The 15,341-nt window shown below is 35.9% G+C and carries 16 protein-coding genes; 12 read left to right on the top strand and 4 right to left on the bottom strand.

Going from position 1 to position 15,341, the window contains the following annotated elements:
- Nucleotides 1-19: 19 nt before the first annotated feature.
- From BM183_RS01290 to BM183_RS01275, 4 genes are all read left to right on the top strand, one after another.
- Nucleotides 20-1,150: a substrate-binding domain-containing protein gene (locus BM183_RS01290; protein WP_091683830.1), complete on the top strand. Its 1,131-nt coding sequence runs from the start codon at nucleotides 20-22 to the stop codon at nucleotides 1,148-1,150.
- Nucleotides 1,151-1,644: 494 nt separating this feature from the next.
- On the top strand, nucleotides 1,645-2,529 hold the full coding sequence (gene lsrF / locus BM183_RS01285; RefSeq protein WP_091683828.1) for a 3-hydroxy-5-phosphonooxypentane-2,4-dione thiolase: 885 nt from the start codon (nucleotides 1,645-1,647) through the stop codon (nucleotides 2,527-2,529).
- 1 nt (nucleotide 2,530) lies between these two features.
- Nucleotides 2,531-2,695 (top strand): DUF6783 domain-containing protein, encoded by a 165-nt coding sequence (locus tag BM183_RS21430; protein ID WP_422664681.1) that lies wholly within the window; start codon nucleotides 2,531-2,533, stop codon nucleotides 2,693-2,695.
- 155 nt (nucleotides 2,696-2,850) lie between these two features.
- Entirely contained in the window at nucleotides 2,851-4,842 is a 1,992-nt protein-coding gene (locus BM183_RS01275; protein WP_242960794.1) for a methyl-accepting chemotaxis protein, read from the top strand.
- Nucleotides 4,843-4,999: 157 nt separating this feature from the next.
- On the opposite strand, the gene BM183_RS01270 is transcribed toward BM183_RS01275, so the two are convergent.
- The 3 genes from BM183_RS01270 to BM183_RS01260 form a co-directional block, all read right to left on the bottom strand.
- Nucleotides 5,000-5,617: a peptidase E gene (locus BM183_RS01270; RefSeq protein WP_091683824.1), complete on the bottom strand. Its 618-nt coding sequence runs from the start codon at nucleotides 5,615-5,617 to the stop codon at nucleotides 5,000-5,002.
- 226 nt (nucleotides 5,618-5,843) lie between these two features.
- Complete coding sequence (locus BM183_RS01265; RefSeq protein ID WP_091683823.1) at nucleotides 5,844-6,353, bottom strand: GAF domain-containing protein; 510 nt, start codon at nucleotides 6,351-6,353, stop codon at nucleotides 5,844-5,846.
- Nucleotides 6,354-6,456: 103 nt separating this feature from the next.
- Entirely contained in the window at nucleotides 6,457-6,657 is a 201-nt protein-coding gene (locus BM183_RS01260) for a hypothetical protein (protein ID WP_091683821.1), read from the bottom strand.
- Nucleotides 6,658-7,076: 419 nt separating this feature from the next.
- On the opposite strand from BM183_RS01260, the gene BM183_RS01255 reads away from it, so the two are divergent.
- From BM183_RS01255 to dhaM, 6 genes are all read left to right on the top strand, one after another.
- The gene (locus BM183_RS01255; RefSeq protein ID WP_091683819.1) at nucleotides 7,077-7,781 is read left to right on the top strand and encodes an MIP/aquaporin family protein; all 705 of its coding nucleotides are present in this window, start codon (nucleotides 7,077-7,079) and stop codon (nucleotides 7,779-7,781) included.
- Between the two features lie 44 nt (nucleotides 7,782-7,825).
- Nucleotides 7,826-9,319 (top strand): glycerol kinase GlpK, encoded by a 1,494-nt coding sequence (gene glpK, locus BM183_RS01250; protein WP_091683817.1) that lies wholly within the window; start codon nucleotides 7,826-7,828, stop codon nucleotides 9,317-9,319.
- A gap of 219 nt (nucleotides 9,320-9,538) precedes the next feature.
- Complete coding sequence (locus BM183_RS01245; RefSeq protein WP_091683815.1) at nucleotides 9,539-10,105, top strand: glycerol-3-phosphate responsive antiterminator; 567 nt, start codon at nucleotides 9,539-9,541, stop codon at nucleotides 10,103-10,105.
- A gap of 50 nt (nucleotides 10,106-10,155) precedes the next feature.
- Nucleotides 10,156-11,154 carry a dihydroxyacetone kinase subunit DhaK gene (dhaK, locus tag BM183_RS01240; RefSeq protein WP_091683813.1) on the top strand — a complete coding sequence of 333 codons (999 nt, stop codon included), beginning with the start codon at nucleotides 10,156-10,158 and terminating at the stop codon, nucleotides 11,152-11,154.
- A 75-nt stretch (nucleotides 11,155-11,229) separates the two neighbouring features.
- Nucleotides 11,230-11,862 (top strand): dihydroxyacetone kinase subunit DhaL, encoded by a 633-nt coding sequence (gene dhaL / locus BM183_RS01235; RefSeq protein ID WP_091683811.1) that lies wholly within the window; start codon nucleotides 11,230-11,232, stop codon nucleotides 11,860-11,862.
- Between the two features lie 144 nt (nucleotides 11,863-12,006).
- On the top strand, nucleotides 12,007-12,399 hold the full coding sequence (gene dhaM / locus BM183_RS01230) for a dihydroxyacetone kinase phosphoryl donor subunit DhaM (protein WP_091683809.1): 393 nt from the start codon (nucleotides 12,007-12,009) through the stop codon (nucleotides 12,397-12,399).
- A gap of 125 nt (nucleotides 12,400-12,524) precedes the next feature.
- On the opposite strand, the gene BM183_RS01225 is transcribed toward dhaM, so the two are convergent.
- Nucleotides 12,525-13,016 carry a hypothetical protein gene (locus BM183_RS01225; RefSeq protein ID WP_091683807.1) on the bottom strand — a complete coding sequence of 164 codons (492 nt, stop codon included), beginning with the start codon at nucleotides 13,014-13,016 and terminating at the stop codon, nucleotides 12,525-12,527.
- 519 nt (nucleotides 13,017-13,535) lie between these two features.
- On the opposite strand from BM183_RS01225, the gene BM183_RS01220 reads away from it, so the two are divergent.
- Complete coding sequence (locus BM183_RS01220; protein ID WP_330392274.1) at nucleotides 13,536-13,880, top strand: PadR family transcriptional regulator; 345 nt, start codon at nucleotides 13,536-13,538, stop codon at nucleotides 13,878-13,880.
- Entirely contained in the window at nucleotides 13,864-15,246 is a 1,383-nt protein-coding gene (locus BM183_RS01215) for an FtsW/RodA/SpoVE family cell cycle protein (protein WP_170847852.1), read from the top strand. Before BM183_RS01220 ends, BM183_RS01215 begins: the two co-directional genes overlap by 17 nt.
- Nucleotides 15,247-15,341: the final 95 nt, after the last annotated feature.

Below are 15,341 nucleotides of genomic sequence, written 5' to 3'. Positions count from 1 at the left end.
GTATTGAGGAGGAAAAGGGATGAAAAAAAGATTACTAAGTGTTCTGATCTGTGCGGCTATGGCTGCAACATTATTAAGTGCATGTGGTAAGAAGGAATCAGGTGCCGGAAAGGAAACAAGTTCACAAGAAACCAATGCAGACACAAAATCAAGCGGAGGCGAAGAAACTAAATCAGGTGATATTTCAGTTACATTCGTTCCAAAGTTATCAGGTAATGCATTCTTTGAATCTGCAAATGTTGGGGCTCAGGAATATGCAAAAAAAGTGGGTGGATATTCTGTTAAATATGACGGTAATCCGGAAGCTTCTGTAGCTAACCAGGTAGCCATTATTAACAATGCAATTTCTCAAGGATCAAATGGTGTATGTGTATCTTCCGTTGATGCAACAGGATTGGATGCAGCAATGAAGAAAGCAAAAGAGGCAGGACTTGCAGTTGTTACCTGGGACTCTGATGTTAGTGGTGATGCACGTTCTTTAATGGTTTCACAGGGAACTCCGGAACAATTAGGACAGATGTTAGTTGATATGGCAGCAGAAGGCATGGAAGATCCAAATGCAGAAGGAATTACATATGCTTGGCATTATTCACAAGCTACAGTTGCTGACCAGAACTCATGGCAGGTAGCAGGTGAAGCTTATATTAAAGAAAAATACCCTAACTGGACCAATGTAGCACCCAATAATTATTACAGCGAACAAGATGCTGAAAAGGCAATTTCTGTTGGTGAATCAATATTAACTGCACATCCGGATATTACAGCTATCATTTGTAATGACTCAACTGCTTTACCAGGTCAGGCACAGGCAGCACAAAACCTTGGTTTAACTTCTAAAGATGTTGTTATTACAGGCTTTGCAGCTCCAAACTCCATGAAAGATTACTGCCGTGCAGGTATCATTGAAAGATGGGGATTATGGGATTGCCAAATACAAGGTGCTATGGGAACCTATCTTGCTTATTGGTTAGCAGCCGGCAATACATTTAAAGTCGGGGACAAGATTGATATTCCTGAAATCGGTACAGTAGAGGTTATGCCTAATACAGTATTAGATCCGAAAGCGTATACAGCAGATGATTCCGGCGTTGTATTACTGCCTGAAAGAACCGTATTTGATATTAATAACATGGATAATTACGATTTTTGATTGAAATGTGAAGGTGCATTTTAATTATTGTAAAGTATTTTAATGTAACTTTTTAAGTATTTCCAATACAGGTTTAAACTTATTTCATATTGGAATTACTTACTGGGAAACTTCTTTTATTGAAACAAACAGGAAGGATGTTATTAATATTAATCCCTCATTAAAACCTTTCCAAAAAATCAGGCAAAAGCTCATATATTTTAGCTTGTAATATAGTTTTTTCTATACTGATTTTTTGGAGGTTTTAAAAAGTTAGAATCTTTCATAAAGCTTCATTAAGTTATTAAGATAAATTTAATTTTAAAACAACAGTAAGAATTAATTTTGGCAATAATAATTAGAAAATCTTAAAGTTAACAGTAAAATAAGGTAGAAAAGATATTAATGAAAATTGGAAGAAGAACAAATTAAACCGAAAGGTTATACTGAAATTGTAAATTATGAAAACATAAAGATATATTCTTTTTGTAATATAAATTAAGGAGGAAAATAATATGGCAGATGTAGATGGTTTAAAAGTTGCAAAGGACTACCATGTTGATAAACCTTTTGCTAAGCAAGGGGGATTTTATGTAAAAGGAATGGCAGATGTAGATTGGGGTATGAAAACCCGTTTGTCAAGTATCTTTAATCCGGAAAGCGGCCGTACTGTTATGCTTGCTTTCGATCATGGATACTTTATGGGATCCACCGCAGGACTTGAAAGGCTGGATTTAGTAATTCCACCGGTACTTGACCATATAGATGTATTAATGGCTACCCGGGGAGCACTTCGTACCTGTATATCACCCAGCACCGGTAAAGCAGTAGCTTTACGTGTTAGCTGCGGTTCCTCTATACTGAAAGATGATTTAAGCCATGAAGTAATTGGTGTAAGTATTGAAGATGCTGTTCGTATGAATGCGGCTTGTATGGCGGTTCAAACCTTTGTTGGTGCAGATGGTGAAAAAGAAAGTTTAGATAATCTGTGTAAAACAGTAGATGCAGGTATAAAATATGGGATTCCAACAATGGGTGTTGTTGCAGTTGGAAAACAAATGGAACGTACCGGCCGTTTCTTTAAATTAGCAACCCGTATACTGCCTGAATTAGGTGCACATATTGTGAAAACATATTATTGTGAAGACTTTGAAGAAATTACTGCGGCTTGCCCGGTACCTATAGTAGTTGCCGGCGGAAAAAAATTACCGGAAAATGAAGCGTTAACGATGTGTTATCGTGCAATTTCTGAAGGTGCAGCAGGTATTGACATGGGACGTAACATATTCCAGAGTCTTGATCCAGCAGCTATGGCTGGAGCAGTTGGCATGATTGTGCATAAAAATGCTACTGACAAAGAAGCTTACGAATACTTCTTGGATATGAAAAAGAATAACTAGGGTGTGTTTGAAAAATGCTTATTCCAAGGTGTGTGTCACACTTTGTGGGAGATTTGTTCCGAATAAGGGCGGCGTAGTGGGCTACGCCAACCGAATTTGGGGCAAATATACCGCAAAGTGGGGCATACAGATTGGGGCAATGATTTTTCAAACAGCCCTGGTATAATAATTTAACAAAATTATTTTATAAGCAAAATAAGAGGCTGCTACATGTTAAAGTATGTAACAGCCTCTAAAGTGCTTTACATTACAGAATGAAAAGACGCTATAGCGCCAGAATCAAGGTTATGCATTACATATACTGTGAAGGTGATTATGCAAATGATGAAATCAATTAAAACAAAACTTATAATTTGGTTTTCCATTCTAATATTAATATCATCCTCGGCCATTGGAATTATTAGTATACTCCTAGGTATAAATACTGTAACTGAAGAGGCAAAAAAATCCCTGGTTGCTTTATCAAAAGAAGCCGCCAACACCACTTACAGCAGAATGGAAAAAGAAACACAGGTGTTAGAAACCATAGCTTCCCTTGATGATATTCAAGATATGGATTGGAAAAAACAAAAACGCATTTTAAGTGATCAATTGGAATCAACGGAATTTCATGATTTGGGAGTAATGGAACCCGATGGAAAAGTTAAGTATTCCAGTGGAACCACAACTCAAATACAAGAATCAGATCCTTTAAGAAAAGCATTGCAAGGAGAAGAAAAAATATTAAGCTTTTCTGTTGACTTTAAATCCAATACGGTAATTTTAATATTTGCCACCCCAATTGAATATGAGGGTAATGTGGTAGGTGCTTTATTAGGCCGAAGAGACGGTAATACCTTAAGTGATATTACCGATGATATCAAATATGGTGAAAAGGGAAGTTCTTATTTGATAAATACAGAGGGAACCATAATTGCCCATACCGATCGGAATAAGGTTCTTAGCCAATACAATGCTATTAATTTAGCCAAGGAAGATGAAAGTAAACAATCAGAAGCATTCGCTACGAAACAGATCATTCAGGAAAAATCAGGAACTAGTGAATATACTTTAGAAGGCGAAAAAGTGTATTTTGGATATTCTTCTGTGCCAAATACGGAATGGATTATGGTGCTTACTGCTAATCAGGATGAAGTTTTAAAAAGTATTCCTGGTTTAGTTCGCACCAATGGAATTATAATTATTATTACATTAATAGTAAGTATCCTATTCACTTATTTAATTGGTAAGTCTTTTACCACACCTATTGTAGAAGTAGCAGTACATTTAAAATTAATCTCTCAATTGGACATAACGAAAGAAGTTCCTAAAAAACTTCTAAAGAAAAAAGATGAAATAGGAATCTTTGCAAATGCAGTAGAAGGTATTATAAGTAATTTCAGAAGAATAATATCGGAAGTTAATATTGTATCTGAACAAGTAACTGCTTCATCGGAAGAGTTAACAGCAACATCACAAAATGCAGCTACAGCTATTGATGAAGTAACAAAAACAGTAGAGGAAATCGCTAATGGAGCTTCTTGGCAGGCAGAAAATACGGAAGATGGATCTGCCAAAGCCATTCTATTAGGAGATGTAATCAGCAGTAATTATGAGAAAGCTGTCGCTTTAAATGAAGAGGCAGGAAAGGTTTCAATTGCAGTAAACCAAGGTATTAGTGAAATTGAGAAATTGCTGAAAATAACAGAAGAATGTAGCAACGAAACAAAAGAAATATACCGGGTAATACAATTAACCAATGAAAGTTCTCTTAAAATTAGTGAAGCAAGTAATGTTATCGATTCCATTGCAGAAGAAACGAATTTGTTAGCGTTAAATGCTGCTATAGAAGCTGCCAGAGCAGGAGAGGCAGGTAAAGGATTTGCAGTGGTAGCTGAGGAAATTAGAAAATTAGCAGAACAGTCTGCCAATTCAGCAAAATCAATTGAAAATATTGTTTTAGAATTACACAAGAATTCAATGAATGCTGTAAATTCAGTTGAAAGAGTATCCTCCATTGTTGAAGAACAAAATATAAGTGTTAAACACAGTAAAGAGGAGTTTGTTTTAACCGATGCTGCTATGAAGGTTGTTATTCATACCGCTGAGCAATTAAGGATTTCTGGAGAAGAAATGGATAAGATGAAAAATCAAATTCTGGATTCCTTACAAAATCTTTCTGCCATTGCAGAAGAGAATTCCGCCTCATCAGAAGAAGCCTCCTCAGCTATGGAAGTTCAGACGCAATCCATGAATGAAATTGCAAATGCCAGTGAGGAGTTGGCAGTTCTAGCCCAAAGCTTGCAAACAATTATTAAGAGATTCCATTATTAGTATAGGTTACCCATTGTAAAGTTTACAAAGCAGTGTAAAATGCCGCAAACCCGCATAGATACCATATTTTTGGCAGGGTTGCGGCACTTTCTTTTTCCTGTTTCGACATTTCACCCACATATCTAACATTCTCCCATTTCTAAGGAAACTTTAAAGTTTAATTCCTTACGGTTTTAACTTCGTTGTTATTAACCAGTATAGCGTCGTTATTACTAATGGGAGATAAATTCAAAGTGGAAGAATAGCTATCTATTATTTTCTGAGCAATTTTCTTAAAAGGCGGATTGGTATAATGGGGTACTGTGTAAAACTCCACTAAGCTTAAAGCTTTAAAATCTACCAAGTCCGGGGCTTTTTTAACGCTATCCATTCCCTTTACATATTCAATGTTCGCTGCTGTAACTATTGCCCCTACAGATTCTCCGATATAGAGTTTGCCTGCATTTACTTCCTCGATAATTATTTTATCTGCTCCGGTTCTTTTTAGCTCTTGCAACAGGTAAAAAGTATTGCCACCTGTTACATAGATAAAATCGTTACCTTTTAATTTGGCACTTATTTGATCAGTGGTAGCTGTGGATATTTCTAACTCATCAATAATTAGACCTAATTTCTCAAGTGCTTTTTTTCCCGCGTCTATATAAAAGACAACCTTTTCTACTACGCTTGCGGTAGGTATAAAAGTTACGGTTTTACCATTCAGGTTTTTTTCAAAGTCTGCGAATATATTGGCTACATCTTTGAAAGATGAAACTTTACTTAGAAAACGGTCAATATTTTATTCGAGGCTTTTATAACAAAGGAGAGGAATCTTTTATTACAAACTACTTTATAGGTTACGGTGAAAATATTTTATCCATACAACCCATATCACTCAAAAATCTAATTATTGAAAAGTTAGTTGTTCTCAAAAAATATTTCTCTGAAACATAAAAAGTTGCTAGATTAGAATTATTTGTCCTATTACTCTTATCCACCTTAACCTGAATTATTTCAGGCTTTTAATCAAAAAAAATAGAACCCTTCCAACTACAGCCTGTTTCTAATATTCTAACAACTTCTTCCAATCCTTCTTTATCCTCTTCATCAAATCTTTCCGTAACAGGGCTGTCTATATCCAATACACCAACAATCCTTCCATCACTATGAATGGGAATTACGATTTCTGATCTTGAGGCACTGTCACAGGCAATATGCCCGGGAAACTGATGAACATCCGGTACTAATTGGGTTTCGTCTTTTAAAACTGCAGTTCCGCATACACCTTTACCAATTGCTATATGTACACATGCAATTTTACCCTGAAAAGGCCCTAAAAGTAATTCATTATTATGCATAAGATAAAATCCTACCCAATTTATATCTGTTAAAGCTTCATTTAGAAGGGCAGAAGTATTACTTAAGTTTGGAATGACATGTGGTTCGTCTTCCAAAATGGATTTTAATTGTGAATGTATTAATGAATAACACTCCTTCTTATCAGAAGGATACATGGAATTTATTTCTTTCATAGCCGGCTCCTTTAATAAAAATAAATGAGATAAACTTGTAAACAAGTATATCTCATTTATTTCTATCAATCAAGGAATTCATTAGATTATGGTCATTTGTTTTTTATCGAAAACTGTTTCCATCTGTAATATGTGATACAAGAGAGTCCATTTCATCTTTGGAACGAACGGAGTGGGTTTGCTCAATAATCCGTCTCTTACCCTCAACATCCAGATTAGAAAAATGGTTCATTGCGGCAGGATTCTTTGCTAAAGCCATTCCTAAACCGATTGGTACTTCCGGGTGATTTAAATAATTTTCCATATAACCATCCCTTTCTGTATTTTTGTTTAAAATCATTAGTTATAGAATATAGTATGTCTTTATCTATCAATTTTATAATAGAAAATCCTTATTAAAAATGTTAATTAGTGGTTCTAATATAAGTTAAAAAAACTAATAAAAAACTAACGTTGAAAAATTAATTGTTTGTCCATTCAGAGGTATTTTATAGACATGTTTCGAATATAATGGACTAGTAAGAAAAGAATTCATATTGAGGCGGAGAAAAGAGAAGCCATTATTATAAAGAGCAGACACTCTTTATAATAGTGGCTTTTTGCGATTTTTCGATAAAAATAAACAAATATTTTGTTGATAAGTTTTTTTATGAAATTATGTCTATGTGCAAAGGCTTGTACATAGATTTAATTATAAAAAATAATATATAATAGGAGGTATTTATGTCAACTTTTTTAGCAGAACTTCTTGGAACAGCTACCCTGATTTTATTGGGTGATGGTGTTGTAGCGGGTGTAGCGCTTAACAAAAGTAAGGCAAAAGATGGGGGATGGATAGTAGTAACTATGGCATGGGCAGTAGCAGTTGCAACTGCAGCTTGGATTTTTGGGCCAATTAGCGGGGGTCATTTTAATCCGGCTTTAACTATAGCATTGGCAGCTATAGGTAATTTTGCCTGGGGTAAAGTACCAGCATATATTGCGGCTCAATTTATCGGTGCAATTGTAGGTGCTGCTTTAGTATGGCTTTCATATCTTGCTCACTGGAAAGAAACTGAAGATAAGGCTACAAAACTTGGGGTATTCTGTACTGCACCGGCAATCAGAAATGTTGGTGCTAACTTAATTACAGAAATCGTTGGTACGTTCATGTTAGTATTTGGCATCCTTGGTCTTGGGGAAACTAAGATGGCAGATGGTTTTGGAACGTTCGCAGTTGGTTTATTAATCTTAATCATTGGTCTCTCCTTAGGCGGACCAACCGGATATGCAATTAATCCTGCAAGAGATTTAGGACCTCGTATTGCTCATGCAATTCTTCCTATTGCCGGAAAGGGTGGTTCTGATTGGGGCTATGCATGGATACCAGTAGTTGGACCAATCATTGGGGGCTTACTTGGAGGTCTGTTATACACATTAATTTTCTAAAAGAACACCTACTAAAAATATTAAGAAAAATGGAGGAGTAAATCATGGGTAAAGACTTTATAATGGCATTGGATCAAGGTACCACAAGTTCAAGATGTATTATATTTAACAAACAGGGAGAAATGGTAGCAGTAGCACAAAAAGAATTCACACAGATATATCCAAAGGCAGGATGGGTAGAGCATGATGCAATGGAAATATGGGGAACACAGGTAGGCGTTGCAAAAGAAGCATTAGCAAAAGCAGGACTGGAAGCTGAAGATGTGGCAGCCATCGGTATTACTAACCAGAGAGAAACTACAGTTGTGTGGAATAAGAATACCGGAGAACCTATTTATCATGCTATTGTTTGGCAATGCAGAAGGACGGCTGAATATTGCGATGAGTTAAAAGCAAAAAGCTTTGATAAAATCATTAAAGACAAAACCGGTTTAATTGTGGATGCATATTTTTCGGGAACTAAAATCAGATGGATTCTTGAAAATGTTCCAGGTGCAAGAGAATTAGCTGAGAAAGGCGATTTGTTATTCGGTAATATTGATACTTGGTTAATTTGGAATTTGACAAAAGGTAAAGTTCATGTGACAGACTATTCCAATGCATCCAGAACCATGATCTATAATATCCATGATTTAAAATGGGATGAAGAAATATTAGCAGAACTTAATATTCCAGCGTCCATGCTTCCGGAAGTAAAGACTTCCAGTGAAGTATATGGTGAAACTGATGATACCGTATTTGGTTCACCTATACCAATTGCGGGGGATGCAGGGGATCAGCAGGCAGCTTTATTTGGACAGTTATGCTGCAAAGAAGGTATGGCTAAGAATACATACGGAACAGGTTGTTTCTTGCTTATGAATACAGGCAACCAACCGGTGGAATCCAAGAACGGTTTATTAACCACTATGGCTGCATGCTATAACGGAAAACCGGAATATGCACTGGAAGGAAGTATCTTTGTAGGCGGTGCGGTTATTCAATGGCTACGTGATGAATTAAGAATTATTAGTAATTCTGCAGAATCTGAGAAATTCGCAGCAGAAGTAGAAGATACCAATGGTGTATATTTAGTACCTGCATTTGTAGGACTTGGCGCTCCTTATTGGGATCAATATGCAAGAGGAACTATTGTTGGACTTACCAGAGGTGCAAAGAAGGAACACTTAATCAGAGCTGCCTTAGAATCCATGGCATATCAGACTTATGACGTATTAAATGCTATGGAACAAGATTCCGGAATCCGTTTACAGGCATTAAAAGTCGACGGCGGCGCTTGTGCAAATAATTTCTTAATGCAATTCCAGGCTGACGTATTAGATACACCAGTTGAAAGACCGGCAGTTATTGAAACTACAGCTTTAGGTGCAGCTTACCTTGCAGGTTTGGCAGTTGGATATTGGAAAGATTTGGATGACATTAATTCCAGCGGTATTGCACCAACAACATTTACTCCTGACATGGAAGCAGCTAAGAGAGAAAATGCTACGGCAGGATGGCATAAAGCTGTAGAAAGATCAAGAGACTGGGAAAAATAAATTGAAGAAATAGACCCTTTGCCTGATATAGTTATGCACACCTTCGAGAGTATAGAATAATATTATTTCATTCCATACTCTCGAAAGTCAATTTATCTATGAGGGCAGAGCAGTGAATTAGTTATCACTTGTTTAGGAATTTCTCAATTAATTAGAAAACTGGTAATAGAATAAAAAATATTAAGGTGAAACAAATCATCTATAACAGGGGGAGATTACATGAAGAATGAGTTCTATCACAGGCTGCAAATAAATCCAATTATTGCGGCAATTAAAGACAGCAATCAGTTAGAAAATGCCATAAAGTCTCCCTGTGAGGTTATTTTTATATTAAAATCGGATATTTTTAATATAAAATCGTATATTGAAAGGGTAAGAAACTCAGGAAAATTATCCTATGTACATGTAGATTTAATTGACGGGTTTTCAAGAGATGCACTGGCTTTGCAATATATTCACGATAATATTAAACCGGATGGCATTATTACAACGAAAACAACCCTTGTTAAAGCCTCCAAAAATATAAATATGTTTGTAATCCAAAGGCTGTTTATGCTGGATCATTTGTCCTTAGAAACCGGTATCAGTTCCATTGAAGACATGCATCCTAATGCTGTTGAGATTTTACCGGGCATTATGCCTAAGATTACAAAAAAGATAGTTGGAGAAACAAAAGTACCGATTATCACAGGCGGTTTAATTATGGACAAGGAAGATGTTATGCAAAGCTTAAAGGCAGGAGCAACAGCAATATCCACCAGTTGTGAAGAAGTCTGGTATATGTAACATATATATTTGGCATACAAAATGTAAAATAGACAAAGGGGGCAATCACATTGAAAAAATTAATCAATCAACCGGAAAATGTAGTTGAAGAAATGATAGAAGGTATCGTATTGGCACATCCCGAATATGTTAGGAAATTAAAGGAATTTAATGTGTTGGTAAGAAAGAATTCACCGATAACAGGGAAAGTAGCTTTGGTAAGCGGCGGCGGAAGCGGACATGAACCATCTCATGGGGGGTATGTAGGAAAAGGTATGTTAGACGGGGCAGTTGCAGGAGATGTATTTACATCACCCACTCCGGATCCTATATATGAAGCTATTAAGGCAGTAGACGGCGGAGCAGGGGTTCTTCTGATTGTAAAGAATTACACCGGAGATATAATGAACTTTGAAATGGCAAAAGAAATGGCAGAAATGGAACTGATTAAAGTAGACTATGTTGTGGTAAATGATGATGTTGCTGTAGAAAATAGTACATACACTGCAGGAAGGCGTGGAATTGCAGGAACTGTATTTGTACATAAAATTGCAGGGGCAAAGGCTGAAACAGGTGCAACTTTGGAAGAAGTAAAAGAAACTGCCCAGAAAGTAATAGATAATGTAAGAAGTATGGGTATGGCTTTAACTCCTTGTATTGTACCGGCAGCCGGAAAAGCAAACTTTACATTGGGCGAAAATGAAATGGAAATCGGCATGGGTATTCATGGAGAACCGGGAACCCACAAAGATACTTTAAAAACCGCAGATGAAGTTACAGAACACTTAGTTTGTAAAATCTTAGAGGATCTGAAATTAAAAGATGGTGAAGAAGTAGCCGTTATGGTGAACGGCCTGGCCTCCACTCCTTTAATGGAATTATATATTGTAAATAAAAAAGTCAATGAAATCCTTTGGGAAAAAGGTATAAAAGTATATAAGACACTGGTTGGCGAATTCATGACTTCTCTTGAAATGGCAGGATGTTCTGTTAGTATTTTAAAATTGGATAAAGAGTTAAAAACATTGTTAGATGCAACTGCAGATACACCGGCTTTTAAATCTTTATAGTCTGCTAAAGAAGATAGGGTTTCTTAAGATTTCTGCCGTTATTAATGGCGCTAAAGCGCCTGAATCGAGGTAAACATGAGTATCAACAGAGCAAAGGTCATTGAGATAATCAATAAAATAGCAGATAGAATCGAAGAAAATAAGCTGTATCTGACAGAACTGGACGCGGTTATAGGAGACGGAGACCATGGTCTTAATATGAGTAAAGGGTTTCATGCAGTTAGAGAAAAACTAAAGGAGGATGCCGGTAACAATATAGGAGACATTCTAAAAAAGACGGGAATGACTTTAGTTTCTAATGTGGGTGGTGCTTCAGGCCCCTTATATGGAACCGCTTTTATGAAAGCCGGACTGGAGGCAGGCAGCAAAGAAGAAATAGATGTCATTGATTTTGAAAAGATGTTAACAGCAGCTTTAGATGGAATTAAAATGAGAGGAAAGGCTGTATTAGAGGATAAAACCATGGTAGATGCCATAGAACCGGCACTTTACGCTTTAAGCAAGGCCATTCAACTTGGGTTATCTTCCAAAGAAGCATTAAAAGAAGCAGTAGATGCTGCTTACAAAGGAGTGGAACATACAAAAGCTATTATTGCCCGTAAGGGCAGGGCAAGCTATCTGGCAGAACGCAGCATTGGTCATCAGGATGCAGGAGCCACTTCAAGTGCACTTATTTTTAAAACTATATATGAAGAAATAAATGTGTAGAGTAATATTATTCCTATAAGGTAAATCATTATAAGGTAATGTTAGGCAATTTTAAAAATATTAGTTTCATGAAAATTTATCATAATGGTATAGCAGATGATACTATAATCACCTTGGTAAAAATACATAACTAGGAGAAAAAATATGGTAGGACTGGTAATCGTATCTCATAGTGAAAAAATAGCAGAAGGATTAAAAGAATTGGCAGGGCAAATGGCAACAGACGTATCCATTGCAGCAGCGGGAGGGACTAATGATGGACGATTGGGTACAGATGCAGAAAAGATAATCACTGCCATAAATAAAGTGTATACACAAGATGGAGTTCTTGTCCTTTTTGACATCGGTAGTGCTTATATGAGTGCGGATATAGCCTTAGAATGCCTCTCAGAAGAAATGAGAGAAAAGGTGGAAATCCTTGATACTGCTTTAGTGGAGGGAACAATTACAGCAGCCATTGAATGCAGCCTCAATAAGTCACTTACTGAGATCAAAGAAGAATTAAAATCCTTAAGTATAGTAAAAATGCCCCAATAACCGTAACGATGCAAAGTTTTCAGATTCTATGCAAGTCATACGAAGAAGAATAATAAATAGGAGGGTAGTATTTATCCCTCCTATGAGTACCGAATAAAGATTAATTTGCAGAAAGCAAAAGAGTCTCAATTCTCCTGAACTATTTCTAAAATACTCTTTTTGATAGCCTCTGCTCTATCAACTTTATTTCTTCCCAAACTATATAACGTCACGTCCTCATGTTTTGTATTTTCACTTATATCTTTTGTATATCTATTAAATCTAACATTTCCATTTGATGTAATAAAAAGGTATGTCATATTTGTGTATATTTGAATTTGCCATGAAATATCTTTTTCTTCTCTATCTTTATCAAAAACTCCTTTTATGTTATGATAAAGTTTTTGTTCTTCCACGATTTCTTTTATATAATCATACCGTACATCATTTATTTCCACGGAATAATTAGTATACTTTATTGTTGGCTCGCCATCTTTTATATCAAATTCAACGAATGCAATATAAAGGTCGTTCCATTTTTCTTCAATATCAAGTTTAAAATAATTAGGCTTAAAAAAATAAAATACTATCAATGTTATTACTATAAAAAGACCTATAAATAACCATCTTTTTTTCATTAATCTCACCCTACAATTCCAAATTTAACTTGAATTATTCATGATAATTCGCAACGGCGTTTCACGCTGTATAGTTACTTATTTTATATTTATATTTCATCTTATAAGTTAATTAATTGTATAGAAAAAGACTTCAACTTTGTTAAAATTTAAGTAATCCACTCCAAACAATGACAAAGGGGAAACCTTTCTATGTCCAGTTTAACAGCTCAATTTCTTGAAAGCAATAATTATTTTAAAATGCCTGCTTTTGAGCAAATATTTATTTCTCCGTTTCGTCTTTCGAAGCTAATCTACACTTGATTTGGCCTGATAAAAGAGAAATACTTACTAATATAAAGGAAAAGATTATCATATAAAATGCAATCTTTAAATTAAATGCAAATGAAATTATTAAAATGATACTTTCAATGAAGTCAATTCAGGTTATAAACTCAAAATAAAAATATTGACATATATAGATTAACTATATATAATGACATATATAGATAATCTATATATAAAGGAGGACAATATACTGTGATTGATAAAAGCTTGATTACAGGCAGTACAACAACTCTTATCCTGAAATTACTTGAAGAACAGGATATGTACGGGTATCAGATGATTGAGACTCTCGCAAAGAAATCCGATGATACTTTTCATCTGAAAGCCGGTACCTTATATCCAATTCTTCACAATCTGGAGAAGGAAGGAATGGTGGAGGCTTACGAGGAAAAAGCAGAGGGAGCCAAGATTCGAAAGTATTACCACTTAACCTCTAAGGGCAGAAAGCTTTTAAAAGGGAAGCAACAGGAATGGATGGAGTATACTGCTGCAGTGAATAAGGTGTTGAATGGAGGTGTTAGTGTTGCCCTCATCTGATGAAATTACAAGATATAGCACAACCGTATGTGAACAAGTGAGATGGAAAAAAGCACATCCTGGTATAGCGAAGGAGATAGAAGATCATCTTTGTGACCAACGTGATTATTATCTATCGGAAGGAGAAGAGGAAGAGACAGCAACTGAAAAGGCAATCCTGCAAATGGGTGACCCGGTCAGTGTGGGGCTGGAACTTGATAAGACATATAAGCCTAAGCCTCAATGGATACTGATTTTGCTGACGGTTACTTTAATGTTGGTGGGAACCGGGGCAAGATATTTTATTGATAGTTCTGAGGCATCTTTAAGGAACTTCAGTATTGTTCCCCATATTATTGCTATAGCAATATTTTTTGCGGCTTATTTTCTGGATTTTACAACCCTGGCAAAATATCCAAAGGCAGGTTATTCTTTGATTTTATTACTTAGTATGGTTGGTCTTGCTTTAGGTCCCGAAGTAAATGGAAGAGCCTGGTTTGCCTTTGCCGGATTTGCAGTCAGCCTGTCCTATTTAGCCCTAATATTTCCTCTTACCTATTCACTACTTATTTATTCAATGAGAAATAAAGGAACCAAAGGATTACTTCTTTGTGTAATAGGTTATGTACCCTACGGAATTATATTATTACTGGTTCCGTCTATTACCGGTTTTGTATTTTATACTTTTTCCGCATTTATTCTATTATTCGTAACAGTAAGAAGAGGATGGTTTGGGGGCAGTAAAAAAACTGGTTTGCTTATGGTTCTCATTCCCGCGGCTTTAGGGGCCATCTCAATGATATCTATATTTCTGCTTCAGCCTTACCGGCTCCAGCGGCTTACAATACTGCTGGATCCTTCATCCGATCCAAGAGGATATCAGACTACAGTTATACGTGATCTCATATCCGGTGCGGTATTTATAGGTAAGGGGACAATTCCACAGCAATATGAAAGTACTGTGTTATTAATGCCAGGAATTGATACAGACCAAATACTTACCTTATTAATACATAACTATGGATGGATTGTGTTCATAGGTATTACACTTTTATTTATTGTATTTTCAATTTTAGGCTTTAAGTATGTATCCAAGCAGCGAAGTGTACTGGGTTTTCTGGTCTCTCTATCCATTCTGCTGATTTTTGTAATGCAGACTGTTTCTTACATTGCTGGTAATCTTGGATATGGCTTATTAACACAATTGTCCTTACCTTTGGTATCCTATGGGAGATCGGCATTGTTGTTGAATGCCGGATTAATCGGTATCATGCTTTCTGTATTTCGAACCGGGGATGTTGTTCAGGATGGCGGTCAGCCATATGTTAAGGATGGCTCATTTATTTCCTATGAAAACGGGAAGCTGATTATTAATTTAAAAGGATAAAAAATATTAAAGATATGATTGACAAACTGCATTTCCATCTATATTATATCAGGTAATAAGAAAAAGATATTGAAAAGGAATAGTAGTGGAAAGCC

The organism is Anaerocolumna aminovalerica, from assembly GCF_900115365.1.
Taxonomy (GTDB): domain Bacteria; phylum Bacillota; class Clostridia; order Lachnospirales; family Lachnospiraceae; genus Anaerocolumna; species Anaerocolumna aminovalerica.
The sequence above is the reverse complement of the archived record's forward strand: the minus strand, read 5'-3'. Positions and strand labels throughout refer to the sequence as shown.

What these genes read in the sequence shown, in the direction of transcription:
- BM183_RS01290 (WP_091683830.1), top strand. Translation starts at nt 20, where the DNA reads ATGAAAAAAAGATTACTAAGTGTTCTGATCTGTGCGGCTATGGCTGCA.
- lsrF (WP_091683828.1), top strand. Translation starts at nt 1,645, where the DNA reads ATGGCAGATGTAGATGGTTTAAAAGTTGCAAAGGACTACCATGTTGAT.
- BM183_RS01275 (WP_242960794.1), top strand. Translation starts at nt 2,851, where the DNA reads ATGATGAAATCAATTAAAACAAAACTTATAATTTGGTTTTCCATTCTA.
- BM183_RS01265 (WP_091683823.1), bottom strand. Translation starts at nt 6,353, where the DNA reads ATGAAAGAAATAAATTCCATGTATCCTTCTGATAAGAAGGAGTGTTAT.
- BM183_RS01260 (WP_091683821.1), bottom strand. Translation starts at nt 6,657, where the DNA reads ATGGAAAATTATTTAAATCACCCGGAAGTACCAATCGGTTTAGGAATG.
- BM183_RS01255 (WP_091683819.1), top strand. Translation starts at nt 7,077, where the DNA reads ATGTCAACTTTTTTAGCAGAACTTCTTGGAACAGCTACCCTGATTTTA.
- glpK (WP_091683817.1), top strand. Translation starts at nt 7,826, where the DNA reads ATGGGTAAAGACTTTATAATGGCATTGGATCAAGGTACCACAAGTTCA.
- BM183_RS01245 (WP_091683815.1), top strand. Translation starts at nt 9,539, where the DNA reads ATGAAGAATGAGTTCTATCACAGGCTGCAAATAAATCCAATTATTGCG.
- dhaL (WP_091683811.1), top strand. Translation starts at nt 11,230, where the DNA reads ATGAGTATCAACAGAGCAAAGGTCATTGAGATAATCAATAAAATAGCA.
- dhaM (WP_091683809.1), top strand. Translation starts at nt 12,007, where the DNA reads ATGGTAGGACTGGTAATCGTATCTCATAGTGAAAAAATAGCAGAAGGA.
- BM183_RS01225 (WP_091683807.1), bottom strand. Translation starts at nt 13,016, where the DNA reads ATGAAAAAAAGATGGTTATTTATAGGTCTTTTTATAGTAATAACATTG.